This is a genomic window from Methylobacterium sp. CB376, assembly GCF_029714205.1.
GTDB lineage: Bacteria > Pseudomonadota > Alphaproteobacteria > Rhizobiales > Beijerinckiaceae > Methylobacterium.
Map to the genome: position 1 here is coordinate 692,129 of NZ_CP121648.1, position 18,185 is coordinate 710,313.

The 18,185-nt window shown below is 72.6% G+C and carries 15 protein-coding genes; 10 read left to right on the forward strand and 5 right to left on the reverse strand.

Annotated elements, in window-relative coordinates:
- Positions 1–172 precede the first annotated feature (172 nt).
- Positions 173–1,078, reverse strand: coding sequence for a response regulator transcription factor (locus QA634_RS02995; RefSeq protein ID WP_012330569.1), 906 nt, complete (start codon positions 1,076–1,078; stop codon positions 173–175).
- The gene (locus QA634_RS03000) at positions 1,071–4,412 is read right to left on the reverse strand and encodes an ATP-binding protein (RefSeq protein ID WP_012330570.1); all 3,342 of its coding nucleotides are present in this window, start codon (positions 4,410–4,412) and stop codon (positions 1,071–1,073) included. Before QA634_RS03000 ends, QA634_RS02995 begins: the two co-directional genes overlap by 8 nt.
- Positions 4,413–4,679: 267 nt before the next feature.
- Here QA634_RS03000 and urtA point away from each other — a divergent pair, with 267 nt between their 5' ends.
- The 10 genes from urtA to QA634_RS03050 all read left to right on the forward strand — a co-directional run bounded on the left by urtA (position 4,680) and on the right by QA634_RS03050 (position 14,961).
- Positions 4,680–5,936, forward strand: a complete 1,257-nt coding sequence (urtA, locus tag QA634_RS03005; RefSeq protein ID WP_012330571.1) for an urea ABC transporter substrate-binding protein — start codon at positions 4,680–4,682, stop codon at positions 5,934–5,936.
- Positions 5,937–6,035: 99 nt separating this feature from the next.
- Positions 6,036–6,962, forward strand: a complete 927-nt coding sequence (urtB, locus tag QA634_RS03010; protein ID WP_012330572.1) for an urea ABC transporter permease subunit UrtB — start codon at positions 6,036–6,038, stop codon at positions 6,960–6,962.
- Positions 6,963–6,976: 14 nt separating this feature from the next.
- Positions 6,977–8,131, forward strand: a complete 1,155-nt coding sequence (gene urtC, locus QA634_RS03015) for an urea ABC transporter permease subunit UrtC (RefSeq protein WP_012330573.1) — start codon at positions 6,977–6,979, stop codon at positions 8,129–8,131.
- A gap of 11 nt (positions 8,132–8,142) precedes the next feature.
- On the forward strand, positions 8,143–8,913 hold the full coding sequence (gene urtD / locus QA634_RS03020; protein ID WP_012330574.1) for an urea ABC transporter ATP-binding protein UrtD: 771 nt from the start codon (positions 8,143–8,145) through the stop codon (positions 8,911–8,913).
- A gap of 12 nt (positions 8,914–8,925) precedes the next feature.
- Positions 8,926–9,684, forward strand: coding sequence for an urea ABC transporter ATP-binding subunit UrtE (urtE, locus tag QA634_RS03025; RefSeq protein WP_012330575.1), 759 nt, complete (start codon positions 8,926–8,928; stop codon positions 9,682–9,684).
- A gap of 157 nt (positions 9,685–9,841) precedes the next feature.
- Positions 9,842–11,071 carry a formamidase gene (gene fmdA, locus QA634_RS03030; RefSeq protein WP_012330576.1) on the forward strand — a complete coding sequence of 410 codons (1,230 nt, stop codon included), beginning with the start codon at positions 9,842–9,844 and terminating at the stop codon, positions 11,069–11,071.
- 1 nt (position 11,072) lies between these two features.
- Positions 11,073–11,393 carry an FmdB family zinc ribbon protein gene (locus tag QA634_RS03035; protein WP_012330577.1) on the forward strand — a complete coding sequence of 107 codons (321 nt, stop codon included), beginning with the start codon at positions 11,073–11,075 and terminating at the stop codon, positions 11,391–11,393.
- Between the two features lie 78 nt (positions 11,394–11,471).
- Complete coding sequence (locus QA634_RS03040; protein WP_012330578.1) at positions 11,472–12,518, forward strand: aliphatic amidase; 1,047 nt, start codon at positions 11,472–11,474, stop codon at positions 12,516–12,518.
- Positions 12,519–12,569: 51 nt separating this feature from the next.
- Positions 12,570–13,367 carry a CbbQ/NirQ/NorQ/GpvN family protein gene (locus QA634_RS03045; protein WP_012330579.1) on the forward strand — a complete coding sequence of 266 codons (798 nt, stop codon included), beginning with the start codon at positions 12,570–12,572 and terminating at the stop codon, positions 13,365–13,367.
- 403 nt (positions 13,368–13,770) lie between these two features.
- The gene (locus QA634_RS03050) at positions 13,771–14,961 is read left to right on the forward strand and encodes a hypothetical protein (protein ID WP_283027226.1); all 1,191 of its coding nucleotides are present in this window, start codon (positions 13,771–13,773) and stop codon (positions 14,959–14,961) included.
- Positions 14,962–15,136: 175 nt separating this feature from the next.
- Here the strand turns inward: QA634_RS03050 and QA634_RS03055 are convergent, their stop codons facing one another.
- Genes QA634_RS03055 through QA634_RS03065 form a run of 3 tightly spaced genes read right to left on the reverse strand, consistent with a single transcriptional unit; the run spans position 15,137 to position 18,097 of the window.
- Positions 15,137–15,736 (reverse strand): GDSL-type esterase/lipase family protein, encoded by a 600-nt coding sequence (locus QA634_RS03055; protein ID WP_012330581.1) that lies wholly within the window; start codon positions 15,734–15,736, stop codon positions 15,137–15,139.
- The gene (locus QA634_RS03060) at positions 15,733–16,710 is read right to left on the reverse strand and encodes a hypothetical protein (RefSeq protein ID WP_012330582.1); all 978 of its coding nucleotides are present in this window, start codon (positions 16,708–16,710) and stop codon (positions 15,733–15,735) included. Before QA634_RS03060 ends, QA634_RS03055 begins: the two co-directional genes overlap by 4 nt.
- Positions 16,697–18,097 (reverse strand): MBOAT family O-acyltransferase, encoded by a 1,401-nt coding sequence (locus QA634_RS03065; RefSeq protein ID WP_012330583.1) that lies wholly within the window; start codon positions 18,095–18,097, stop codon positions 16,697–16,699. The genes QA634_RS03060 and QA634_RS03065 overlap by 14 nt, the downstream gene beginning before the upstream one ends.
- Between the last annotated feature and the right edge of the window lie 88 nt (positions 18,098–18,185).

Below are 18,185 nucleotides of genomic sequence, written 5' to 3' on the forward strand. Positions count from 1 at the left end.
GCGGCGCCCGAGCGACGCCGACATCCGCTTTGCCGAAATGGGAGATGGCGAAGCAATCAACCGGATGTCATGTGAGGGCGCCGCGCCCGACCGGCCACCGCGCCGGGGATACGGTGTCGGGGGTCGCGCGCGGCAGGGGCAGCCCGCGCGATCGTCCGATTTCGGGCCGGGCTCAGCCTCCCTGCTCCTGCAGCGCCCGCACGACCAGGGCCGAGGCCGAGGTGCGGTTCTCGACGCCGAGCTTGGCGTAGACCTGCTCCAGGTGCTTGGTGACCGTGCGGGGGCTCAGGGACAGAATCTCGCCGATGTCGCGGCTCGCCTTGCCGCGGGAGACCCAGAGCAGCACCTCGGCCTCGCGCTGGGTCAGGCCGAGGGCCCGGCGCAGGCGCTCGATCTCGCCGCCCCCGTCGAGGGCGAGCCGCAGCAGGATCTCGTCGCCCCCGACCTGGCCGATGCGGCTCAGCTGCAGGCGCCGCCCGTCCGGGGTGGCGAGCGCCACGGGCCCGGGCGCCGCGGCCCGCAGCCAGGCCCGGGCGGCCGGCGGCAGCGCCGGGTCGCCCGCCGCGGAGGATTCCGCGAGGTCGCGCAGGAGCCGCGCCGCCTGGGGCGTGCACCAGCGCACCGAACCCGCCCCGTCGACCGCGAAGAGGTAGCGCCCGGCGCTGTCGAGGGCGAGCCGCGCGCTCTGCGCCGCCCGCGCATTGGCGAGGTGGACGCGGATGCGCGCCAGGATCTCGGTCGCCGAGATCGGCTTGGCGACGTAGTCGACGCCGCCCGCCTCCAGCCCCCGCACGATGTGCTCGGTCTCCGACAGGCCGGTCATGAAGATCACCGGCACGTGGGCCAGGGCGGCGTTGGCCTTGAGGCGGCGGCAGGTCTCGAACCCGTCGAGGCCCGGCATCACCGCGTCGAGCAGGATGATGTCGGGGGTGATCTCCTGCACCAGGGTCAGGGCCGCCTCCCCCGAGACCGCGACCAGCACGGTGGCGCCCGTCGCCTCGATGGCGGAGGTGAGGAAGCTCAGGGTCTCGGGCGAGTCGTCGACGACGAGGATGACGTCGCGGCCGGGCTCAGGCATCGCCGCTCATCCCCTCCAGCACCGCCATGTAGCGGGGCAGGTCGTAGGCCTGGACGAGGCCCCGCAGCTCCGCCACGAAGGGCGCGGGCGTCTCGGCCTCGATCTCGGCGAGCTTCGCCTCGATGCCCCGGACATGGCCGATGCGCCCGAGCCGGATCAGCTCGGCCACCTGCTCGGGCGTGGCGCGCCGGGGGCCGGTCCGCACGGGGGGCGCCTCGGCGGTGATCCAGTCGAGGCCGAGCAGGGCCTGGATCCGGGAGAGGAAGTCGCGCAGGTCGAAGGGCTTGGCGATGATCGCGTCGTGCGGCGCGTCCTCGCCCCGCACCGGGCTGATCTCGTGGACGTTGGCCGACATCATGGCGATGCGGGCGGGGCCGTGACCCTCCGCGCGCAGGCGCCGGGCGAGCTCCCAGCCGTTCATGCCCGGCATGGCGATGTCGAGGAGGAAGAGGTCCGGCCGGCAGCCCGCCGCGAGGTCGAGGCAGGACGGCCCGTCCGCGGCCGAGAGCAGGGTGAAGCCGAGGGGCGTCAGGATCTCGCGCATCAGGTCGCGGTGCGCGGGATCGTCGTCCACGACGAAGATGGTGCGGCGGCGCCCCGCGTAGCCCCGCACCGGCGCCTCGGCGGGGGCCGCGCGGCCGCTCTCCGCGAGCGAGGACAGCATCAGGCGCAGCCGGAAGGTGCTGCCGCGGCCGAGCGCGCTCGCCACCGTGATCTCGCCGCCCATCACCTGCGCCAGGAGATGGGCGATGGTGAGCCCGAGGCCGGTGCCGGGCGTGCTGGTCGCCGCCGGCAGCGTGCCGCGCACGAAGGGCTCGAAGATGCGCGGCAGGTCGGCCTCCGGGATGCCGGAGCCGGTGTCGGTCACGGCGAATTCGGCGATCTGGTTGCGGTAGGTCAGGTCGAGGCCGACATGGCCCCGGGCCGTGAACTTGATGGCGTTCGAGATCAGGTTGAGCAGGATCTGGCGCAGGCGCTTCTCGTCGGTGGCGACGAGGGCGGGCAGGATCGCCGGCCGGGTGAAGCGGAACTCGAGCCCCGCCGCCTCCGCCTGCGGCCGGCACATGTCGACGATCTGGTCGAGGAAGTCGGGCAGGCGCACCGCGTTGCGGTGGAGCTGGAGCCGGCCGGCCTCCATGCGCGAGATGTCGAGCAGGCCGTCGATCAGGCCCGACAGGTGCTCGGCGCTGCGCCGGATCACCCGGATGCCCGATTGCCGCTGGGGCGGGATCGCCGGGTCGTTCTCCAGGAGCTGCGCGTAGCCGAGCACGGCGTTGAGGGGCGTGCGCAGCTCGTGGCTGATGCCCACCACGTAGCGGCTCTTGGCGAGGTTGGCGGCCTCCGCCGCCTCCTTGGCCTTCTGGAGCTTGGCGTCGGTGATCTTGTGGGCGGCGATCTCGGCCCGGTGCAGGGCGGTCTGGCGGGCGGTCTCCTCCTGGGCGACGCGGCGGCTCTCCTGCGCCAGCACGAAGAGCCACGCCACCACGCCGAAGATCACCGCCATCACGAAGAACACCGCCTCCAGCGCCTGGGCGAGGACGGCGCCGTGCGCGGGGGCGCGGTGCGCCGCCTCCGCGTAGACGACTCCGAGGATCAGCCCGGCGGCGGCGCAGAGCGCCAGCATGATGCCGGCGTAGCGCCCGAGCCGGGACTCGACCACCGCGGCGACGCGGGGCGAGAGCCGCGCCGCGACGTGGCTCACCTGGGCGGAGAGCCGGGCGTGCGGCTTGCACAGGTCGCCGCAGCGCACGTCGAGGGAGCAGCACAGCGAGCAGATCGGCACCGCGTAGGCCGGGCAATAGGCCATGTCCTCGGGCTCGAAGCTGTGCTCGCAGACGCCGCAGGTGATCTCGCCGCGCCGCTGCCAGTGCCGCCGCGGCCGGCGCGCGAAGTAGTAGCGGCCGTCCGTCGCCCAGGCGATGAGCGGCGCCGCCGCGAAGGCGGTGCCGAGGGCGATGAAGGCCGCGAAGGCCTGCGGCCCCGCCCCGAGCAGCCCCGCATAGGCCAGGAAGGCGACGAGGCAGGCGAGCGCCATCGCCCCGGTGCCGACCGGGTTCACGTCGTAGAGGTGGGCGCGCTTGAACTCGATGCCGGGCGGCGAGAGGCCGAGCGGCTTGTTGACCGCGAGGTCGGCCATCAGGGCCCCCATCCAGGCCGCCGCCACCAGGGCGTAGAGCCCGAGCGTGCGCTCCAGCGTCTTGTAGATGCCGAGCTCCATCAGCAGGAGCGCGATCGCGACGTTGAAGACCAGCCACACCACCCGGCCCGGATGGCTGTGGGTGAGCCGCGAGAAGAAGTTCGACCACGCGATCGAGCCCGCATAGGCGTTGGTCACGTTGATCTTGAGCTGCGAGATCACCACGAACAGGCCGGTGACCAGGATCGCGCCGCCGGCCGGCAGGCCGTACCCGAAGGCCGCGGCGTACATCTGGGTCGGCTCGCTCGCCCGCTCGGCCGGCACGCCCTGGCCGAGCGCCAGCACCGCCAGGAAGGAGCCGAGCAGGATCTTGAGCATGCCCGGCACGACCCAGCCGGCCCCCGCCCCCAGCACCGCCGCCCACCAGCGCAGCTCCCGGTTCGGCTGCGGCGGCGGCACGAAGCGCAGGAAGTCGACCTGCTCGCCGACCTGGGCGAGGAGCGAGAACAGGATCCCGCAGGCGGCGCCGAAGAGCAGCGGGTCGAAGCCCTCGCCCCGCGCCCCCGCGAGGCCCGCATGCGCCATCCAGGCCTCGACGGGGCGGTCCGCCGCGACCGCGATGAAGGCGAGCGGCAGCAGGTTCAGCAGGAGCCAGACCGGCTGCGTGACGAGCTGGAACCGGCTGATCAGCGCGATGCCGTAGGTGACGAGGGGGATCACCGCGAGCGCGCTCACCAGGTAGCCGACCGGCAGCGGCAGGCCGAGGCAGAGTTCCAGCGCCAGCGCCATGATGGCGGCCTCGATGGCGAAGAACAGGTAGGTGAAGCTCGCGTAGATCAGCGAGGTCAGGGTCGAGCCGATATAGCCGAAGCCCGCCCCGCGGGTGAGAAGGTCGACGTCGAGCCCGTGGCGGGCCGCGGTGGCGCCCACCGGCACGCCCGCGAGGAAGATCACGAGACCGACCGCCAGGATGGCCGCCATCGTGTTGGTGAAGCCGTAGGCCAGGATCAGCGTGCCGCCGATCGCCTCCAGCGCCAGGAAGGCGACCGAGCCGAGCGCCGTCTGGGCGACGCGCAGGACCGACCAGCGCCGGGCGCGCTTGGCGGTGAAGCGCAGCGCGAAATCCTCGAGCGTCTCGTTCGCGACCCACCGGTTGTAATCGCGCCGGACCGGGATGATGCGCTGTCGTCCCTGCATGTGCCTCCAGGCCGCGCTTGCTGCAGCGCAATCTACGACACGCTTCCGCAAATGCACGCCTGCGGCGCGCCGCTCCCCACCCCGATCGGGACTTGGCGTCCGCGCGCGACGGGGGCAGCGCGCAATCCTGCGCAGGGTCATGGCGCAGCGGTATACGCAAAACAGCGTATATGCTGCGTCGCACAATGCCGCCTAGCCTCCGCTCCGGTCGCGGCGCGGACCGCCCGGGACGGGCCGGCCCCGCGAGCCTTCAGGAGAGGACGAGCGATGGCAGACGAGAACGACCGGGGCCTGGAATCCGCGCTGCGGCGCCGGCTGCTGATGGGGCTGGCCGCGGTGCCGGCGGTGGCGGCCCTGCCCCGCCTCGCGCTGGCCGCCCCCCCGACCTCCGCGGTGAACACGACCGGGCTCGCCGTCACCGACACCGAGGTGACGGTCGGCATCCTGCACTCGGTCACCGGCACGATGGCGATCTCCGAGACCGGCGCGCAGCAGGCCGAGAAGCTCGCCATCGAGCAGATCAACGCCGAGGGCGGCGTGCTCGGCCGCAAGATCAAGATCATCCAGGAGGACGGCGCCTCCGACTGGCCGACCTTCGCCGAGAAGGCCAAGAAGCTGCTCGTCAACGACAAGTGCGCGGCGGTGTTCGGCTGCTGTACCTCGGCCTCCCGCAAGGCGGTGCTGCCGGTGTTCGAGCAGTACAACGGCATGCTCTACTATCCGACCTTCTACGAAGGACTGGAAGAATCGAAGAACGTCATCTATACGGGCCAGGAGGCGACGCAGCAGATCCTGGCGGGCCTCGACTGGGTCGCCAAGGAGAAGGGCGGCAAGACCTTCTTCTTCATCGGCTCGGACTACATCTGGCCGCGCACCTCGAACAAGATCGCCCGCAAGCACGTCGAGAACGTGATCAAGGGCAAGGTCGTCGGTGAGGAGTATTTCCCGCTCGGCCACACCCAGTTCAACTCGGTAATCAACAAGATCAAGCTGACGAAGCCGAACGTGATTTTCGCCGACGTGGTCGGCGGCTCGAACGTGGCCTTCTACAAGCAGCTCAAGGCGGCCGGCATCGACCTGTCGAAGCAGGTGCTGATGACGATCTCGGTGACCGAGGACGAGATCGACGGCATCGGCGGCGAGAACATCGCCGGCGCCTACGCCTGCATGAAGTACTTCCAATCCCTGAAGAACCCGAACAACGAGAAGTTCGTGCCCGCCTTCAAGAAGATGTGGGGCGAGAAGACGGTGATCGGCGACGTCACCCAGGCGGCCTACCTGGGCCCGTACCTGTGGAAGCTGACCGCCGAGAAGGTCGGTTCGTTCGACGTCGACAAGATCGCGGCGGGCTCGGCCGGCGTCGAGTTCAAGGGCGCCCCCGAGGGCTACGTGCGCATCCACCCGAACCACCACCTGTGGTCGAAGACGCGCGTCGGCCTCGCCAAGGCGGACGGGCAGTTCGAGGTGGTCTACGAGAGTGCCGACCTGATCGAGCCGAACCCGTTCCCGGTCGGCTACCAGTAGGCGCGCCGCCCGCCCCGCGAGCCCCTCCTCCAGCCCCGGAGCGGGGGCCGCGCCGCCCGCGCCCTCCCCCAGCGCCCCCCTCCGTCCCGGAGCCCGCCCATGTTCGGTGACTACTCGCTCGGCGATCTCGGCTCGATCTTCGCGATGCAGGGCTTCGCCGGCCTCATCCTGTTTTCGGTCTACGTCCTGATGGCCCTCGGCCTCGCCATCATCTTCGGGCAGATGGGCGTGATCAACATGGCGCACGGGGAATTCATGATCCTGGGCGCCTACATGACCTATTTGTGCTCGAATGTCTTCCAGTCGCACCTGCCGAGCCTGTTCCCGGTCTCGTTCTTCGTGGCGATGGGGCTGGCCTTCCTGGCCTCCGGGGCGCTCGGGATGCTGGTCGAGTGGGCGCTGATCCGGCACCTCTACAAGCGCCCGCTCGACACGCTGCTGGCCACCTGGGGCCTGTCGCTGATCCTGCAGCAGGCCTACCGCTCGATCTTCGGCGCCCGCGAGGTCGGCGTGGAGCTGCCCTCCTGGATGATGGGCTCGGTCCAGGCGACCGAGACCATCGAGATCCAGATCAACGGCATGGTCGTGATGGGCGTCACCGCCCTGATCACGCTCGCGGTGGCGCTGCTGCTGTTCCGCTCCGGCTACGGCAAGCGGGTGCGCGCGGTGATGCAGAACCGCGTCATGGCGGGCGCGGTCGGCATCGACACCGACAAGGTCGACCGCCTCACCTTCGGCCTCGGCTGCGGCATCGCCGGCATCGCGGGCGCGGCCTTCACGATGATCGGCTCGACGGGGCCGACCTCCGGCCAGCTCTACATCGTCGACACCTTCCTGATCGTGGTCTTCGGGGGCGCCGCCAGCCTCGCCGGCACCATCGCGTCGGCCTTCTCGATCTCGCAGACCCAGTCGACCCTCGAATTCTTCCTCTCCGGCTCGACCGCCAAGGTCCTCACGCTGCTCGGCGTCGTGGCGATCCTGATGATGCGGCCGCAGGGGCTGTTCACCCTCAAGGTCCGGCGCTGAGGAGTCCCGACGACATGACATCCCCGACCCTCAACGACAACGCCTTCATGAAGCCGATGGAGTGGGCGAGCCTCGCCGTCCTCGCCGCCCTGATCCTGGTGGTGCTGCCGCTCGCCCTCGACATCTTCCGGCTCAACCTCGTCGGCAAGTACCTCACCTACGCCTTCGTCGCGCTCGGCCTCGTCATCTGCTGGGGCTATTGCGGCATCCTGTCCCTCGGCCAGGGGGTGTTCTTCGGGCTCGGCGGCTACTGCATGGCCATGTACCTGAAGCTCGAAGCCTCCTCGGTCGAGAACACCAAGATCCAGTCGACGCCGGGCATCCCCGACTTCATGGACTGGAACCAGGTCACGGCCCTGCCCTGGTTCTGGAAGCCGTTCCACTCCCTGCCGCTCACGCTGCTCGCCGTGGTGGCGGTGCCGACCCTGTTCGCCCTCGTCATCAGCGCGGCGATGTTCAAGCGGCGGGTCGGCGGCACCTACTTCGCGATCATCACCCAGGCGATCGCCGCGATCCTCACCATCCTGATCGTCGGCCAGCAGGGCTACACGGGCGGCATCAACGGCATCACCGACCTGCGCACGCTCCACGGCTGGGACATCCGCACCGACCACGCCAAAACCGTGCTCTACTTCGTCAACGGCGGGCTCCTGATCGCCTGCATCCTGGCCGCGCAATACGTCAAGCGCTCGAAGCTCGGCCGCATCCTGGTCGCCATGCGCGACAAGGAGGACCGGGTCCGCTTCTCGGGCTACTCGGTGGCGAGCTTCAAGATCTTCGCATTCTGCCTCGCGGCGGCCTTCGCGGCGATCGGCGGGGCGATGTTCACCCTGCAGGTCGGCTTCATGTCGCCGTCCTTCGTCGGCATCGTGCCGTCGATCGAGATGGTGATCTACACCGCGGTCGGCGGGCGCCTGTCGCTGTTCGGCGCGGTCTACGGCACGCTGCTCGTCAACTGGGCCAAGACCAGCTTCTCGGAGAGCTTTCCCGAACTCTGGCTGTTCGGCCTCGGCGCGCTGTTCATCGGGGTGGTGCTGGCCTTCCCGAACGGGCTCGCCGGGATCTGGCGCCAGTTCGTGGCGCCGCGCCTCTCCGCCACACCCGATCCCGCCAAACCCGGCGCCCCCGTCCTCCCGGCCGCGCTGCCGCACGGCGCCCCGGCCGAATAGGAGATCGCAGGATGAACGCCGCTCACGTCCCCGCCGCCCCCGGCCAGCAGGATTTCCTCCTCGCGGTCGAGGCCCTCACCGTCTCCTTCGACGGGTTCAAGGCGGTCAACGACGTCTCGTTCTACGTCGACCCGAACGAGATCCGGGTGATCATCGGCCCGAACGGGGCCGGCAAGACCACCGTCCTCGACCTGATCTGCGGGCGCACCAAGGCGACCTCCGGCTCGATCAAGTATCGCGGCCAGGAACTCACCCGCATGTCGGAGAGCGCGATCGTGCTGGCCGGCGTCGGCCGCAAGTTCCAGACGCCCTCGATCTACGACGACCTCACGGTGTTCGAGAACCTGGAGATCTCCTATCCGCGCGGCCGCACGGTGTTCGGAGCGCTGACCTTCAAGCGCGACGCCGCGGTGCGCGACCGCGTCCACGAGATCGCCGAGATGATCTTCCTCAAGGATCACCTCGACGCCCGCGCGGAATACCTCAGCCACGGCCAGAAGCAGTGGCTGGAGATCGGCATGCTGCTGATCCAGGACCCGGAGCTGCTGATGCTCGATGAACCGGTCGCCGGCATGAGCGTCGCCGAGCGCAAGAAGACCGCGGACTTGCTGCACCAGATCATCAAGGGCCGGTCGGTGCTGGTGATCGAGCACGACATGAAGTTCGTCGAGGACATCGCCCACCGGGTCACCGTGCTGCACCAGGGCCGGGTCCTGTCCGAGGGCTCGATGGAGCGGGTGAAGAACGACCCCAAGGTGGTCGAAGTCTATCTCGGGCATTGAGGGAGGCCGCGCATGCTTGAGACCGCCATCGCCACCCCGCCCGCCGCGCCGCCGGCCGGCCCGCAGGTCGGCCCGGCCCCCCTCCTCGCGGTGACCGGCCTGCACGCGGCCTACGGCCAGAGCGAGGTGCTGCACGGCATCGACCTCGCGGTCGCGCCGGGCGAGATCGTCGCGCTCATGGGCCGCAACGGCATGGGCAAGACCAGCTTCATGAAGACCCTGATGGGCATCCTGCCGGCGCGATCGGGCACGATCCGGATCGGGGAGCGCGACGTCACCGGCCTCAAGACCTTCCAGCGGGTCGCCGCCGGCCTCGCCTACGTGCCGCAGGGGCGCATGATCTTCTCGGCCATGACCGTGCAGGAGAACATCGAGACCGGGCTCACCGTGACCGGCAGCAGCCGGGTCCCGGGCGACCTCTACGAGATGTTCCCGGTGCTGCTGGAGATGAAGGGCCGGCGCGGCGGCAACCTCTCGGGCGGCCAGCAGCAGCAGCTCGCCATCGCGCGGGCGCTGGCGAGCCGGCCGAAGGTGCTGCTGCTCGACGAGCCGACCGAGGGCATCCAGCCCTCGATCATCCGCGAGATGGGCCGGACGCTGAAGCGCATCCGCGACGAGCGCGGCCTCGCGATCGTCGTCTCCGAGCAGGTGCTCAGCTTCGCCCTCGACGTCGCCGACCGGGTGCTGGTGATCGAGAACGGCGCGATCGTGCATGAGGACCGGCGCGCCGACGTCGATGAGGCCAAGGTCGCCCGCTTCCTCTCCGTCTGACGGAGGCCCGGCGGCACGCACGGCCCCGGGCCGGCGCAAGGATCCGGCCCCGGCCGGATGACCGAGAGACGGCAGGACGGGCCGGCCCGGGGCGAACCCGGCGCCGGAGGGAGAGCGCCTGCCCTCGATCCAACCCCACTGAGGAGCCTCGCAGGAAATGCCCGAGACCCTGATCAAGGTCGATCTCACCCAGTCGCCCTACGAAAACGACATGGTGCACAACCGCTGGCACCCGGACATCCCGATGGTCGCCATGGTGAAGCCGGGCGACGACTTCATCATCGAGACCTATGACTGGACCGGCGGCTTCATCAAGAACGACGATTCGGCCGACGACGTGCGCGACATCGACCTGTCGATCGTGCACTTCCTGTCCGGCCCGGTCGGCGTCGAGGGGGCGGAGCCGGGCGACCTCCTGGTCGTCGACCTGCTCGACATCGGCGCCAAGCCGGATTCGCTGTGGGGCTTCAACGGCTTCTTCTCCAAGAAGAACGGCGGCGGCTTCCTCACCGACCACTTCCCGCTGGCCCAGAAGTCGATCTGGGACATCGAGGGCCTGTTCACCAGGTCGCGCCACGTGCCGGGCGTGCGCTTCCCGGGCCTGATCCATCCCGGCCTGATCGGCTGCCTGCCCGACCCGAAGCTGCTCGCGACCTGGAACGCGCGCGAGACCGCGCTGATCGCCACCAACCCGACCCGGGTGCCGGGCCTCGCCAACCCGCCCTTCGGCCCGACCGCCCACATGGGCCGGCTCAAGGGCGAGGCGAAGGACAAGGCGGCGGCCGAGGGCGCCCGCACCGTCCCGCCCCGCGAGCACGGCGGCAATTGCGACATCAAGGACCTGTCGCGCGGCTCGAAGATCTACTTCCCGGTCTACGTCCCCGGGGGCGGCCTCTCGATGGGCGACCTCCACTTCAGCCAGGGCGACGGCGAGATCACCTTCTGCGGCGCCATCGAGATGGCGGGCTGGGTTCACCTCCGGGTCGACGTCATCAAGGACGGCATGGCCAAGTACGGGATCAAGAACCCGATCTTCAAGCCCTCGCCGATCACCCCGCGCTACGACGACTACCTGATCTTCGAGGGCATCTCGGTCGACGAGAGCGGCGGCCAGCACTACCTCGACGTGACCGTCGCGTACCGGCAGGCCTGCCTCAACGCGATCGAGTACCTGAAGAAGTTCGGCTATTCGGGCGCGCAGGCCTACTCGATCCTCGGCACGGCGCCGGTGCAGGGCCACGTCTCGGGCGTCGTCGACGTGCCGAACGCCTGCGCCACCCTCTGGCTGCCGACCGGCATCTTCGAGTTCGACATCAACCCGAGCGCGGCCGGGCCCCAGAAGTTCCTCGACGGCTCGGTCCAGATGCCGCTCTCGCCGGACACGTGAGATGCCGGTCTACGACTATTCCTGCGAGAGCTGCGGCCCCTTCACGGTGCTGCGGCCGATGGCGCAGTTCCGCGACCCGCACGATTGCCCGGATTGCGGGCAATCGTGCGAGCGGGCCTTCCTGACGGCGCCGCGGCTGTCCGGCATGGAGGCGGGGGTGAGGGCGGCGCACGCCGCCAACGAGCGCAGCCGCCACGCCCCCCGGCGCAGCCACGGCGCCGGCTGCGGCTGCTGCGCGCCCGGGAAGGCGGCCGGCGGCTCGGCCAACGGCAGCCCGGCCAAGAGCTTCCCGGCCGCACGGCCGTGGATGATCAGCCACTGACGATCCGGGCGCGGCCCCTCTCCCGCCCGGGAAGGGGCCGCGCCTCGTCCGCACGCGCGTTCGATCGGGAGACACGCCATGCATCACGGGGACATTTCCAGCAGCCACGACAGCGTCGGCGTCGCGGTCGTCAACTACAAGATGCCGCGGCTGCACACCAAGGCCGAGGTCCTGGAGAATTGCCGCAAGATCGCCGACATGGTGGTGGGCGTGAAGGCCGGCCTGCCGGGCCTGGACCTGATCGTGTTCCCGGAATACTCGACGCACGGGATCATGTACGACGCCGCCGAGATGTACGAGACCGCGTCGTGCATTCCCGGCGAGGAGACGGCGATCTTCGCCGAGGCCTGCCGCAAGGCGAAGGTCTGGGGCGTGTTCTCGCTCACCGGCGAGCGCCACGAGGAGCACCCGCACAAGGCGCCCTACAACACCCTCATCCTGATGAACGACCGGGGCGAGATCGTCCAGAAGTACCGCAAGATCATGCCCTGGGTGCCGATCGAGGGCTGGTACCCGGGCCACTGCACCTATGTCTCGGAGGGGCCGAAGGGGCTGAAGGTCAGCCTGATCATCTGCGACGACGGCAACTACCCGGAGATCTGGCGCGACTGCGCGATGCGCGGGGCGGAGCTGATCATCCGCTGCCAGGGCTACATGTACCCTGCCAAGGAGCAGCAGATCCTGATGTCGAAGGCGATGGCCTTCGCCAACAACGTCTACGTGGCGGTGGCGAACGCCTCGGGCTTCGACGGGGTCTACACCTATTTCGGCCACTCGGCCCTGGTCGGCTTCGACGGGCGGACCCTGGGCGAGTGCGGCGAGGAGGAGAACGGCATCCAGTACGCGGCCTTGTCGAAGTTCCTGATCCGCGACGCGCGCGCCAACTGGCAGTCGGAGAACCACCTCTTCAAGCTGCTGCACCGGGGCTACACCGGGATGATCAATTCCGGCGAGGCGCGGCACGGGATGGCGGCCTGCCCCTACGACTTCTACCGGCGCTGGATCGAGGATCCGGACGCCACCCGGGACGCCGTGCGGGCGATCACCCGGGCGAGCGTCGGCACGCCCGAATGCCCGATCGAGGGGATCCCGCTCGTGGGCGAGGGCGAGGCGCCGCACCGCTGAGGCGCCGGGGCGCCCCGGTCCTCTCCCCCCTCCTCCCGCACGGGCCCGTCCTTGCTCACCGATCCCCTCCTGCGCAGCGAGCCCTATTATCGCCCGGTCGGCGACGAGGTCGCGCTGTTCGAGGCCGCCTACGCGGCGCGGCTGCCGATGATCCTCAAGGGCCCGACCGGGTGCGGCAAGACCCGCTTCCTGGAGCACATGGCCTGGCGCCTCGGGCGGCCCCTCGTCACCGTCGCGTGCCACGAGGACATGTGCGCCGCCGACCTCGTCGGCCGCTGGCTCCTGGAGGCCGGGGGCACGGTCTGGCACGACGGGCCGCTCACCCGCGCGGTGCGCCAGGGCGCGATCTGCTACCTCGACGAGGTAGTGGAGGCCCGGGCGGACACGATCGTGGCCATCCACCCGCTGGCGGATGCGCGGCGCATCCTGCCGCTGGAGCGCAGCGGCGAGGTGGTGCCGGCCCATCCCGACTTCCTGCTCTGCCTCTCCTACAATCCGGGCTACCAGGCGGCGCAGAAGGACCTCAAGGAATCCACCAAGCAGCGCTTCGGCGCCCTCGCCTTCGCGTATCCGGAGGCCCCCGTCGAGGCCGAGATCGTCGGGCGCGAGGCCGGGATCGGCCCGGCCGTGGCGGAGCGCCTCGTGCGGGTCGGCGCGGCCTCGCGGGCGCTGGTCGCCGAGGGTCTGGCGGAGGGCGCCTCGACCCGGATGCTGATCCATGCCGGGCGGCTGATCGCGGGCGGGATCGGCTTCGCGCCCGCCTGCGCGCTCGCGGTCGCCACGCCCCTCACGGACGACCCGGCCCTGCGGGACGCGCTCGCCTCCTGCATCGCCGCGCAGGTGCCGTGACGGCGGCCGCCCCGGCGGGGAGCGCCGCCGCGCCGCCCTGCTGCGGGCGCTCTGGGGGCGCGGCCACCCGATCCTGTCCCTGCCCGCCCCGGCCCCCGACGCGCCGCCCCAGCGCCCGACCTTCGACGAGGCGGCCCTGCGCCTGCCGCACGGCGCCGCGCCCGCGGCGGCCCGCGAGGACCGGCTCGCGGAGGCGAGCCTCGCCCATCTCGGCGCCCACCTCGCCTTCGGGGGCGGGCGCTTCCCGATCGGCCGGCTGCGCCCGACCCAGATCGCCCTCGTCTCGCTGATCGAGGATGCGCGGGTCGAGGCCCTGGCCCTGCGCGAGCGGCCGGGGCTGGTCCGTCTCTGGCGCCCCTTCCACGCGGGCGCGGCGGAGGAGGCCGGCACGGCGGCCGGGCTGATGGCGCGCCTTGCCCGGGCCCTCCTCGATCCGGACCACCCCGATCCCGACGCCTTCGTGGCGCGGGGCCGGGCCCTGTTCTACGCGGATCCCCGGGCCTGGGCCGATCCCGGCCTCAGCCGCAGCCTCGGCGACCGGCTCGGCAACGACCTCGGCCAGATGCGGCTCCCCTTCGGCCCGCGGGCGGGGTGGAGCGAGCCCGCCTACCGGGACGACCACGCGGGAATGTGGGAGCGGCGGGAGATCGAGGCCGCTGCCCGCCCGGAGCGGGTGCCGGGGCCGGGCGACGGGGCCGACGCGCCCGCCGCCGACGCCCTGCCGCCGCGTCCGGGCGGCCGGGTCTGGCGCTATCCCGAATGGGACCGCCGCATCCGCCGCGCCCGGCCGGGCTGGGTCAGCCTGCGGGAGGAGTCGGCCGCGCCGGCCCTCGGCCGCCCGACGCCGTCCGAGCCGCGCCTCGCCGCGGCCCTGGCGGCGATGCGCCCGCGCCGGCCGCGGCGGATGCGGCGCCGGATCGACGGCGACGAGCTCGACCTCGCGGCGGCGACCGACGCGCTCGCCGACCTGCGGGCCGGCCGGGCGCCCGATCCGCGGGTCTATTCCCGCGTCCTGCGCCGGGCCGAGGGCGTGCCGCTCCTCCTGCTGGTCGACGCCTCGCGCTCGATGGGGGACCCGCTGCCCCGGGGCGGGCGGGTGATCGACGCGGCCCGGGGCGCGGCCGCGGCCCTGCTCGGGGCGCTCGCCGCGTCGGGCGGGCCGGTGGCGATCCAGGCCTTCCGCTCGGCGGGGCGCCACGACGTGCGGGTGGCCTGGATCAAGCGCTGGGACGAGCCGCCCGCCGCCGCCTGGCCGCGCCTCGCCGGGCTCGCGCCCGCCGGATCGACCCGGCTCGGCGCGGCCCTGCGCCATGCCGGCCGCAGCCTGCCGCCGGGACGCGGGGCGGTGATCCTGCTCACCGACGGCGAGCCCTCCGACATCGACGTGCACGATCCGGCCTTCCTCGCCGAGGATGCGCGGATGGCCTGCCGGGCGCTCGCGGCGCGCGGCGTCGGCGCCTTCGCCCTCGCGCTGGCGCCGGCGCCGCCCCCGGCGCTGGTGCGGGCCTTCACGCCCGGGCGCTGCGTCGCCGTGGCGGGGCCGGAGCGCCTCGCCGGGGCGCTGGTCGGTCTCGCGGCCCGCACCCGGGCCTGAGAGGCTGAACAGCGATCGCTTCCCGGCGTCCGTCCGGCCTGGCGCAGTCTCGATGGAGGGGGCGTGAGACCTCGCGGGTTTGGCAGCCGCGCCCGTGCTGGCGGACGTGCTGGACACCAGCATCGCACCCCGCGAAGGGCGCCCGCGACCGACCGATGCGCGCGGCGGGCGCCTCCTACGACGGCCCCGGCCCGACGAGCCGCGCCCCGAGCCGGCGATAGCCCTCCGGGGCCACGTGCAGGCGGTCCGCCGCGAGGGTGTGCGCGGCCTCCGCCTCGCCGCCGAGCAGGGCGGCCGCGTCGAGCAGATCGGCCCCGCAGCCCCGCGCGAGGCCCACGATCCCGCGATTGAGGGCGCGCCGGTCCGCGTCGGGGCGGCCCGCCCGCGGCGCCCGCCAGGGCAGCGTGACCAGGATCGGCCGGGCGCCCGGCCACAGGGCGAGGAGCTCGGCCGCGAGCAGGCCGAGCCCCGCCACGATCTCCGCGACGGGGTCGCCGTCCGCGAGGTTGTTGGTGCCGACCCAGAGCAGGGCGCGGCGCGGGCGCAGGCCGGAGAGGTCGACCGCCCGCAGCCGCCAGCGCGTGGTCTCGACCCGGTCGCCCGGCAGGCCGAAATTGAAGCTGCGCGGCGGCAGGGCCGCCTCGGGCCAGCCGGCCGCCTGCGAATCTCCCAGGAGCACGAGGTCGGCGGCGGCCGGCACGCGGACGGCCAGGCGCGCGTGCCGGCGCAGGGCCGAGGGCTTGACCGGCGGGGCGAGGCCGAGGGGGCGGGTCACGGCGGCGCCCGGCGCAGGCCGAGCGCGGCGAGCACGAGCCGGCCGATCCGCGGCGTGTAGTGCAGGTTGTCGAGCCACGCCTCCGTCGAGCCGGCGGCGGGGTCGAAGGGAAAGGAGGCGCCGAGCGCGGTGAGGTCGCGGATCGCGACCCCGCGCGCAGCGCCGACGCGCAGGACCGCCTCGCGCCAGCGCGCGAAATCGTCGAGGAGGCCGAGATCGGCGAGGACGCGGCGCTGCGCGTCGCTCACCGGCGACAGGTAGGCCTCGACGCGCAGCCCCGCGAGCCGGTCGAGGACGAGACCGAGAGCCTCCAGGGTCTCCGGGCGGAACGGCGCGGTGCTGCGCCGCCGCGCCGCGTCGTTCTCCCGGGTCAGGGCGGGGGGGAGCGGCGGCGTCTCCCGGAAGCCGTCGCGGGTCCAGGCGCCCGGATCCTCCGCGCCCGACACGGCCTCGATCCGGCTGTCCATCAGGGCGTAGCGGCCGAGCACGCTGCCCATGAGCGCGGTCAGCCGGCCGGTGGCGGAGGCGAGGGAGGGATCGAGGCGCACCGGCACGCTCGGGCGCGAGAACATGGAGTAGTCGAGGCCGATCACCACCCGGGACACGCCCGGCCGGGAGGCGACCACGCTCGCCACGAGCGGCAATTCCTCGGCGAGGATGGCCGAGATGCCGGCGTTGAAGACCGGCAGGGGCGCGGCGTCGAGGTCGCGCGGGTCGAGCCCGTGATAGACGGTGGAGCTTCCCACCAGCACGGTCGCGCAGGGGCGGGTGAGGGCCTGCAGCACCTTGGCGCGCCGGGTCTGGCGATCGAGCAGGCGGTTCCCGCCCCCCGTCGCCGCCCGCCAGGGCGGATCGGCGCGGAAGATCCAGTAGGCGTCGAACCAGACGACCCGCGCGGCGACGAGGAGGAGGAGCCCGGCCAGCAGCAGGGCCGTGAGGCCGAGGAAGCGCCGCGCCGGCTCAGAACTGGGCATAGATGAAGGCCTGGTTGGCGTCGTTGCCGACCTGGACGAGGAGCGCGGCGAGGAGCAGCGCCGTTGCGGCCGCCACCCGGCCCGAGAGGGGCAGCCGGTGGGCGAGGTCGTGGGCGGTCGGCCCGATCACCGCGAGGGCGAAGGCCAGGGCCGCGAGCGGCCACGCCTCCGGGACCGGCCCGGCCGCGGGCGCCGCGAGCCCGGCCGCGGGCGCCGCGAGCCCGGCTGCGGGCTCCGCGAGCCCGGCGAGCCCGCGATAGACTGCGAGCGCGGTCGCGAAGTCGGGGGCCCGGAAAGGCACCCAGGCCAGCGCCACGAAGGCGAAGGTCGCCGCCCAGCCGGCGAGCGGGGGCAGGGCCAGCCCGGCCCGGCGCCACAGGACGTGGAGCGCGAGCGCCGCCCCGTGCGCCGCTCCCCAGGCCACGAAGGTGAGCCCCGCCCCGTGCCAGAGCCCGCCGAGCGTCATCGTGGCGAGGAGCGCCGCCGCCTGCCGCGGCAGGCCGTGCCGGCTGCCCCCGAACGGGATGTAGAGGTAGTCGCGCAGGAACTGCGACAGGGTGATGTGCCAGCGCCGCCAGAAATCCTGGATCGAGGTCGCCCGGTAAGGCGCCCGGAAGTTCTCCGGCAGGACGATCCCGAACAGGAGCGCGAGGCCGAGCGCCATGTCGGTGTAGCCCGAGAAGTCGACGTAGAGCTGCAGGGCGTAGCCGAGCACCGCCTGCGCGGCGGCTTCCGGGCCGAGGCCCGCCCCCGCCGCGGCCCAGAGCGGGTCGATGGCGGCGGCGAGGGGATCGCCGAGCGCCGCCTTCTTGGCGAGGCCCGCCGCGAGGAGCAGGAGGCCGCGCGCGGCGCTCTCGGCCCCGGGCCGCGGCGGCGCCGCGGCGAAGGCGGCCGGCCGCACCAGCGGCCCGGCGATCACCCGCGGGAAGAAGGCCGCGTACAGGACGTAGTCGGTCGGGCCGAGGGCGGGTCCGGTGCCCCGGCGCAGGTCGACCAGGTAGGCCACGTGCTGGAAGGTCAGGAAGGAGAGGCCGAGCGGCGCGAGGAGGAGCGGCACCGGGACGGCGGCGCCGGTCAGGGCCGCGCCGAGCCCGGCGAAGAAGCCCAGATACTTGAAGAGTCCGAGGAGCGCGACGTCGAGGACGAGGGCCAGGGTGATCACCCGCCCGTCGCCGGAGCGCCGATACGCCTCGCCGGCGAGCCAGGTTCCGGCGATCGCGCCGAGGAGCAGCGGCAGGGCGCGCAGGTCCCACCACCCGTAATAGGCGAGCGACAGGCCGGCGAGGAGCCGAGCGTGCCAGGCGGGCCGCCACGCGAGGCAGAGCGCCTGCAGGGCGAGCGCGAGCGGCAGGGCGACGAGCAGGAAGGTGAGCGCGTTGAAGGGCATCGCGGCTCGCGGGGGGCCGCAGGGTTGCCGGCGGACCGGCCCGGCTGCGTCGGGGAAGGCGACAGACGGCATAAGCGGCCCGCCCGGC

What these genes read in the sequence shown, in the direction of transcription:
- QA634_RS02995 (WP_012330569.1), bottom strand. Translation starts at nt 1,078, where the DNA reads ATGCCTGAGCCCGGCCGCGACGTCATCCTCGTCGTCGACGACTCGCCC.
- QA634_RS03000 (WP_012330570.1), bottom strand. Translation starts at nt 4,412, where the DNA reads ATGCAGGGACGACAGCGCATCATCCCGGTCCGGCGCGATTACAACCGG.
- urtA (WP_012330571.1), top strand. Translation starts at nt 4,680, where the DNA reads ATGGCAGACGAGAACGACCGGGGCCTGGAATCCGCGCTGCGGCGCCGG.
- urtB (WP_012330572.1), top strand. Translation starts at nt 6,036, where the DNA reads ATGTTCGGTGACTACTCGCTCGGCGATCTCGGCTCGATCTTCGCGATG.
- urtC (WP_012330573.1), top strand. Translation starts at nt 6,977, where the DNA reads ATGACATCCCCGACCCTCAACGACAACGCCTTCATGAAGCCGATGGAG.
- urtD (WP_012330574.1), top strand. Translation starts at nt 8,143, where the DNA reads ATGAACGCCGCTCACGTCCCCGCCGCCCCCGGCCAGCAGGATTTCCTC.
- urtE (WP_012330575.1), top strand. Translation starts at nt 8,926, where the DNA reads ATGCTTGAGACCGCCATCGCCACCCCGCCCGCCGCGCCGCCGGCCGGC.
- fmdA (WP_012330576.1), top strand. Translation starts at nt 9,842, where the DNA reads ATGCCCGAGACCCTGATCAAGGTCGATCTCACCCAGTCGCCCTACGAA.
- QA634_RS03035 (WP_012330577.1), top strand. Translation starts at nt 11,073, where the DNA reads ATGCCGGTCTACGACTATTCCTGCGAGAGCTGCGGCCCCTTCACGGTG.
- QA634_RS03040 (WP_012330578.1), top strand. Translation starts at nt 11,472, where the DNA reads ATGCATCACGGGGACATTTCCAGCAGCCACGACAGCGTCGGCGTCGCG.
- QA634_RS03050 (WP_283027226.1), top strand. Translation starts at nt 13,771, where the DNA reads ATGGCGCGCCTTGCCCGGGCCCTCCTCGATCCGGACCACCCCGATCCC.
- QA634_RS03060 (WP_012330582.1), bottom strand. Translation starts at nt 16,710, where the DNA reads ATGCCCAGTTCTGAGCCGGCGCGGCGCTTCCTCGGCCTCACGGCCCTG.
- QA634_RS03065 (WP_012330583.1), bottom strand. Translation starts at nt 18,097, where the DNA reads ATGCCCTTCAACGCGCTCACCTTCCTGCTCGTCGCCCTGCCGCTCGCG.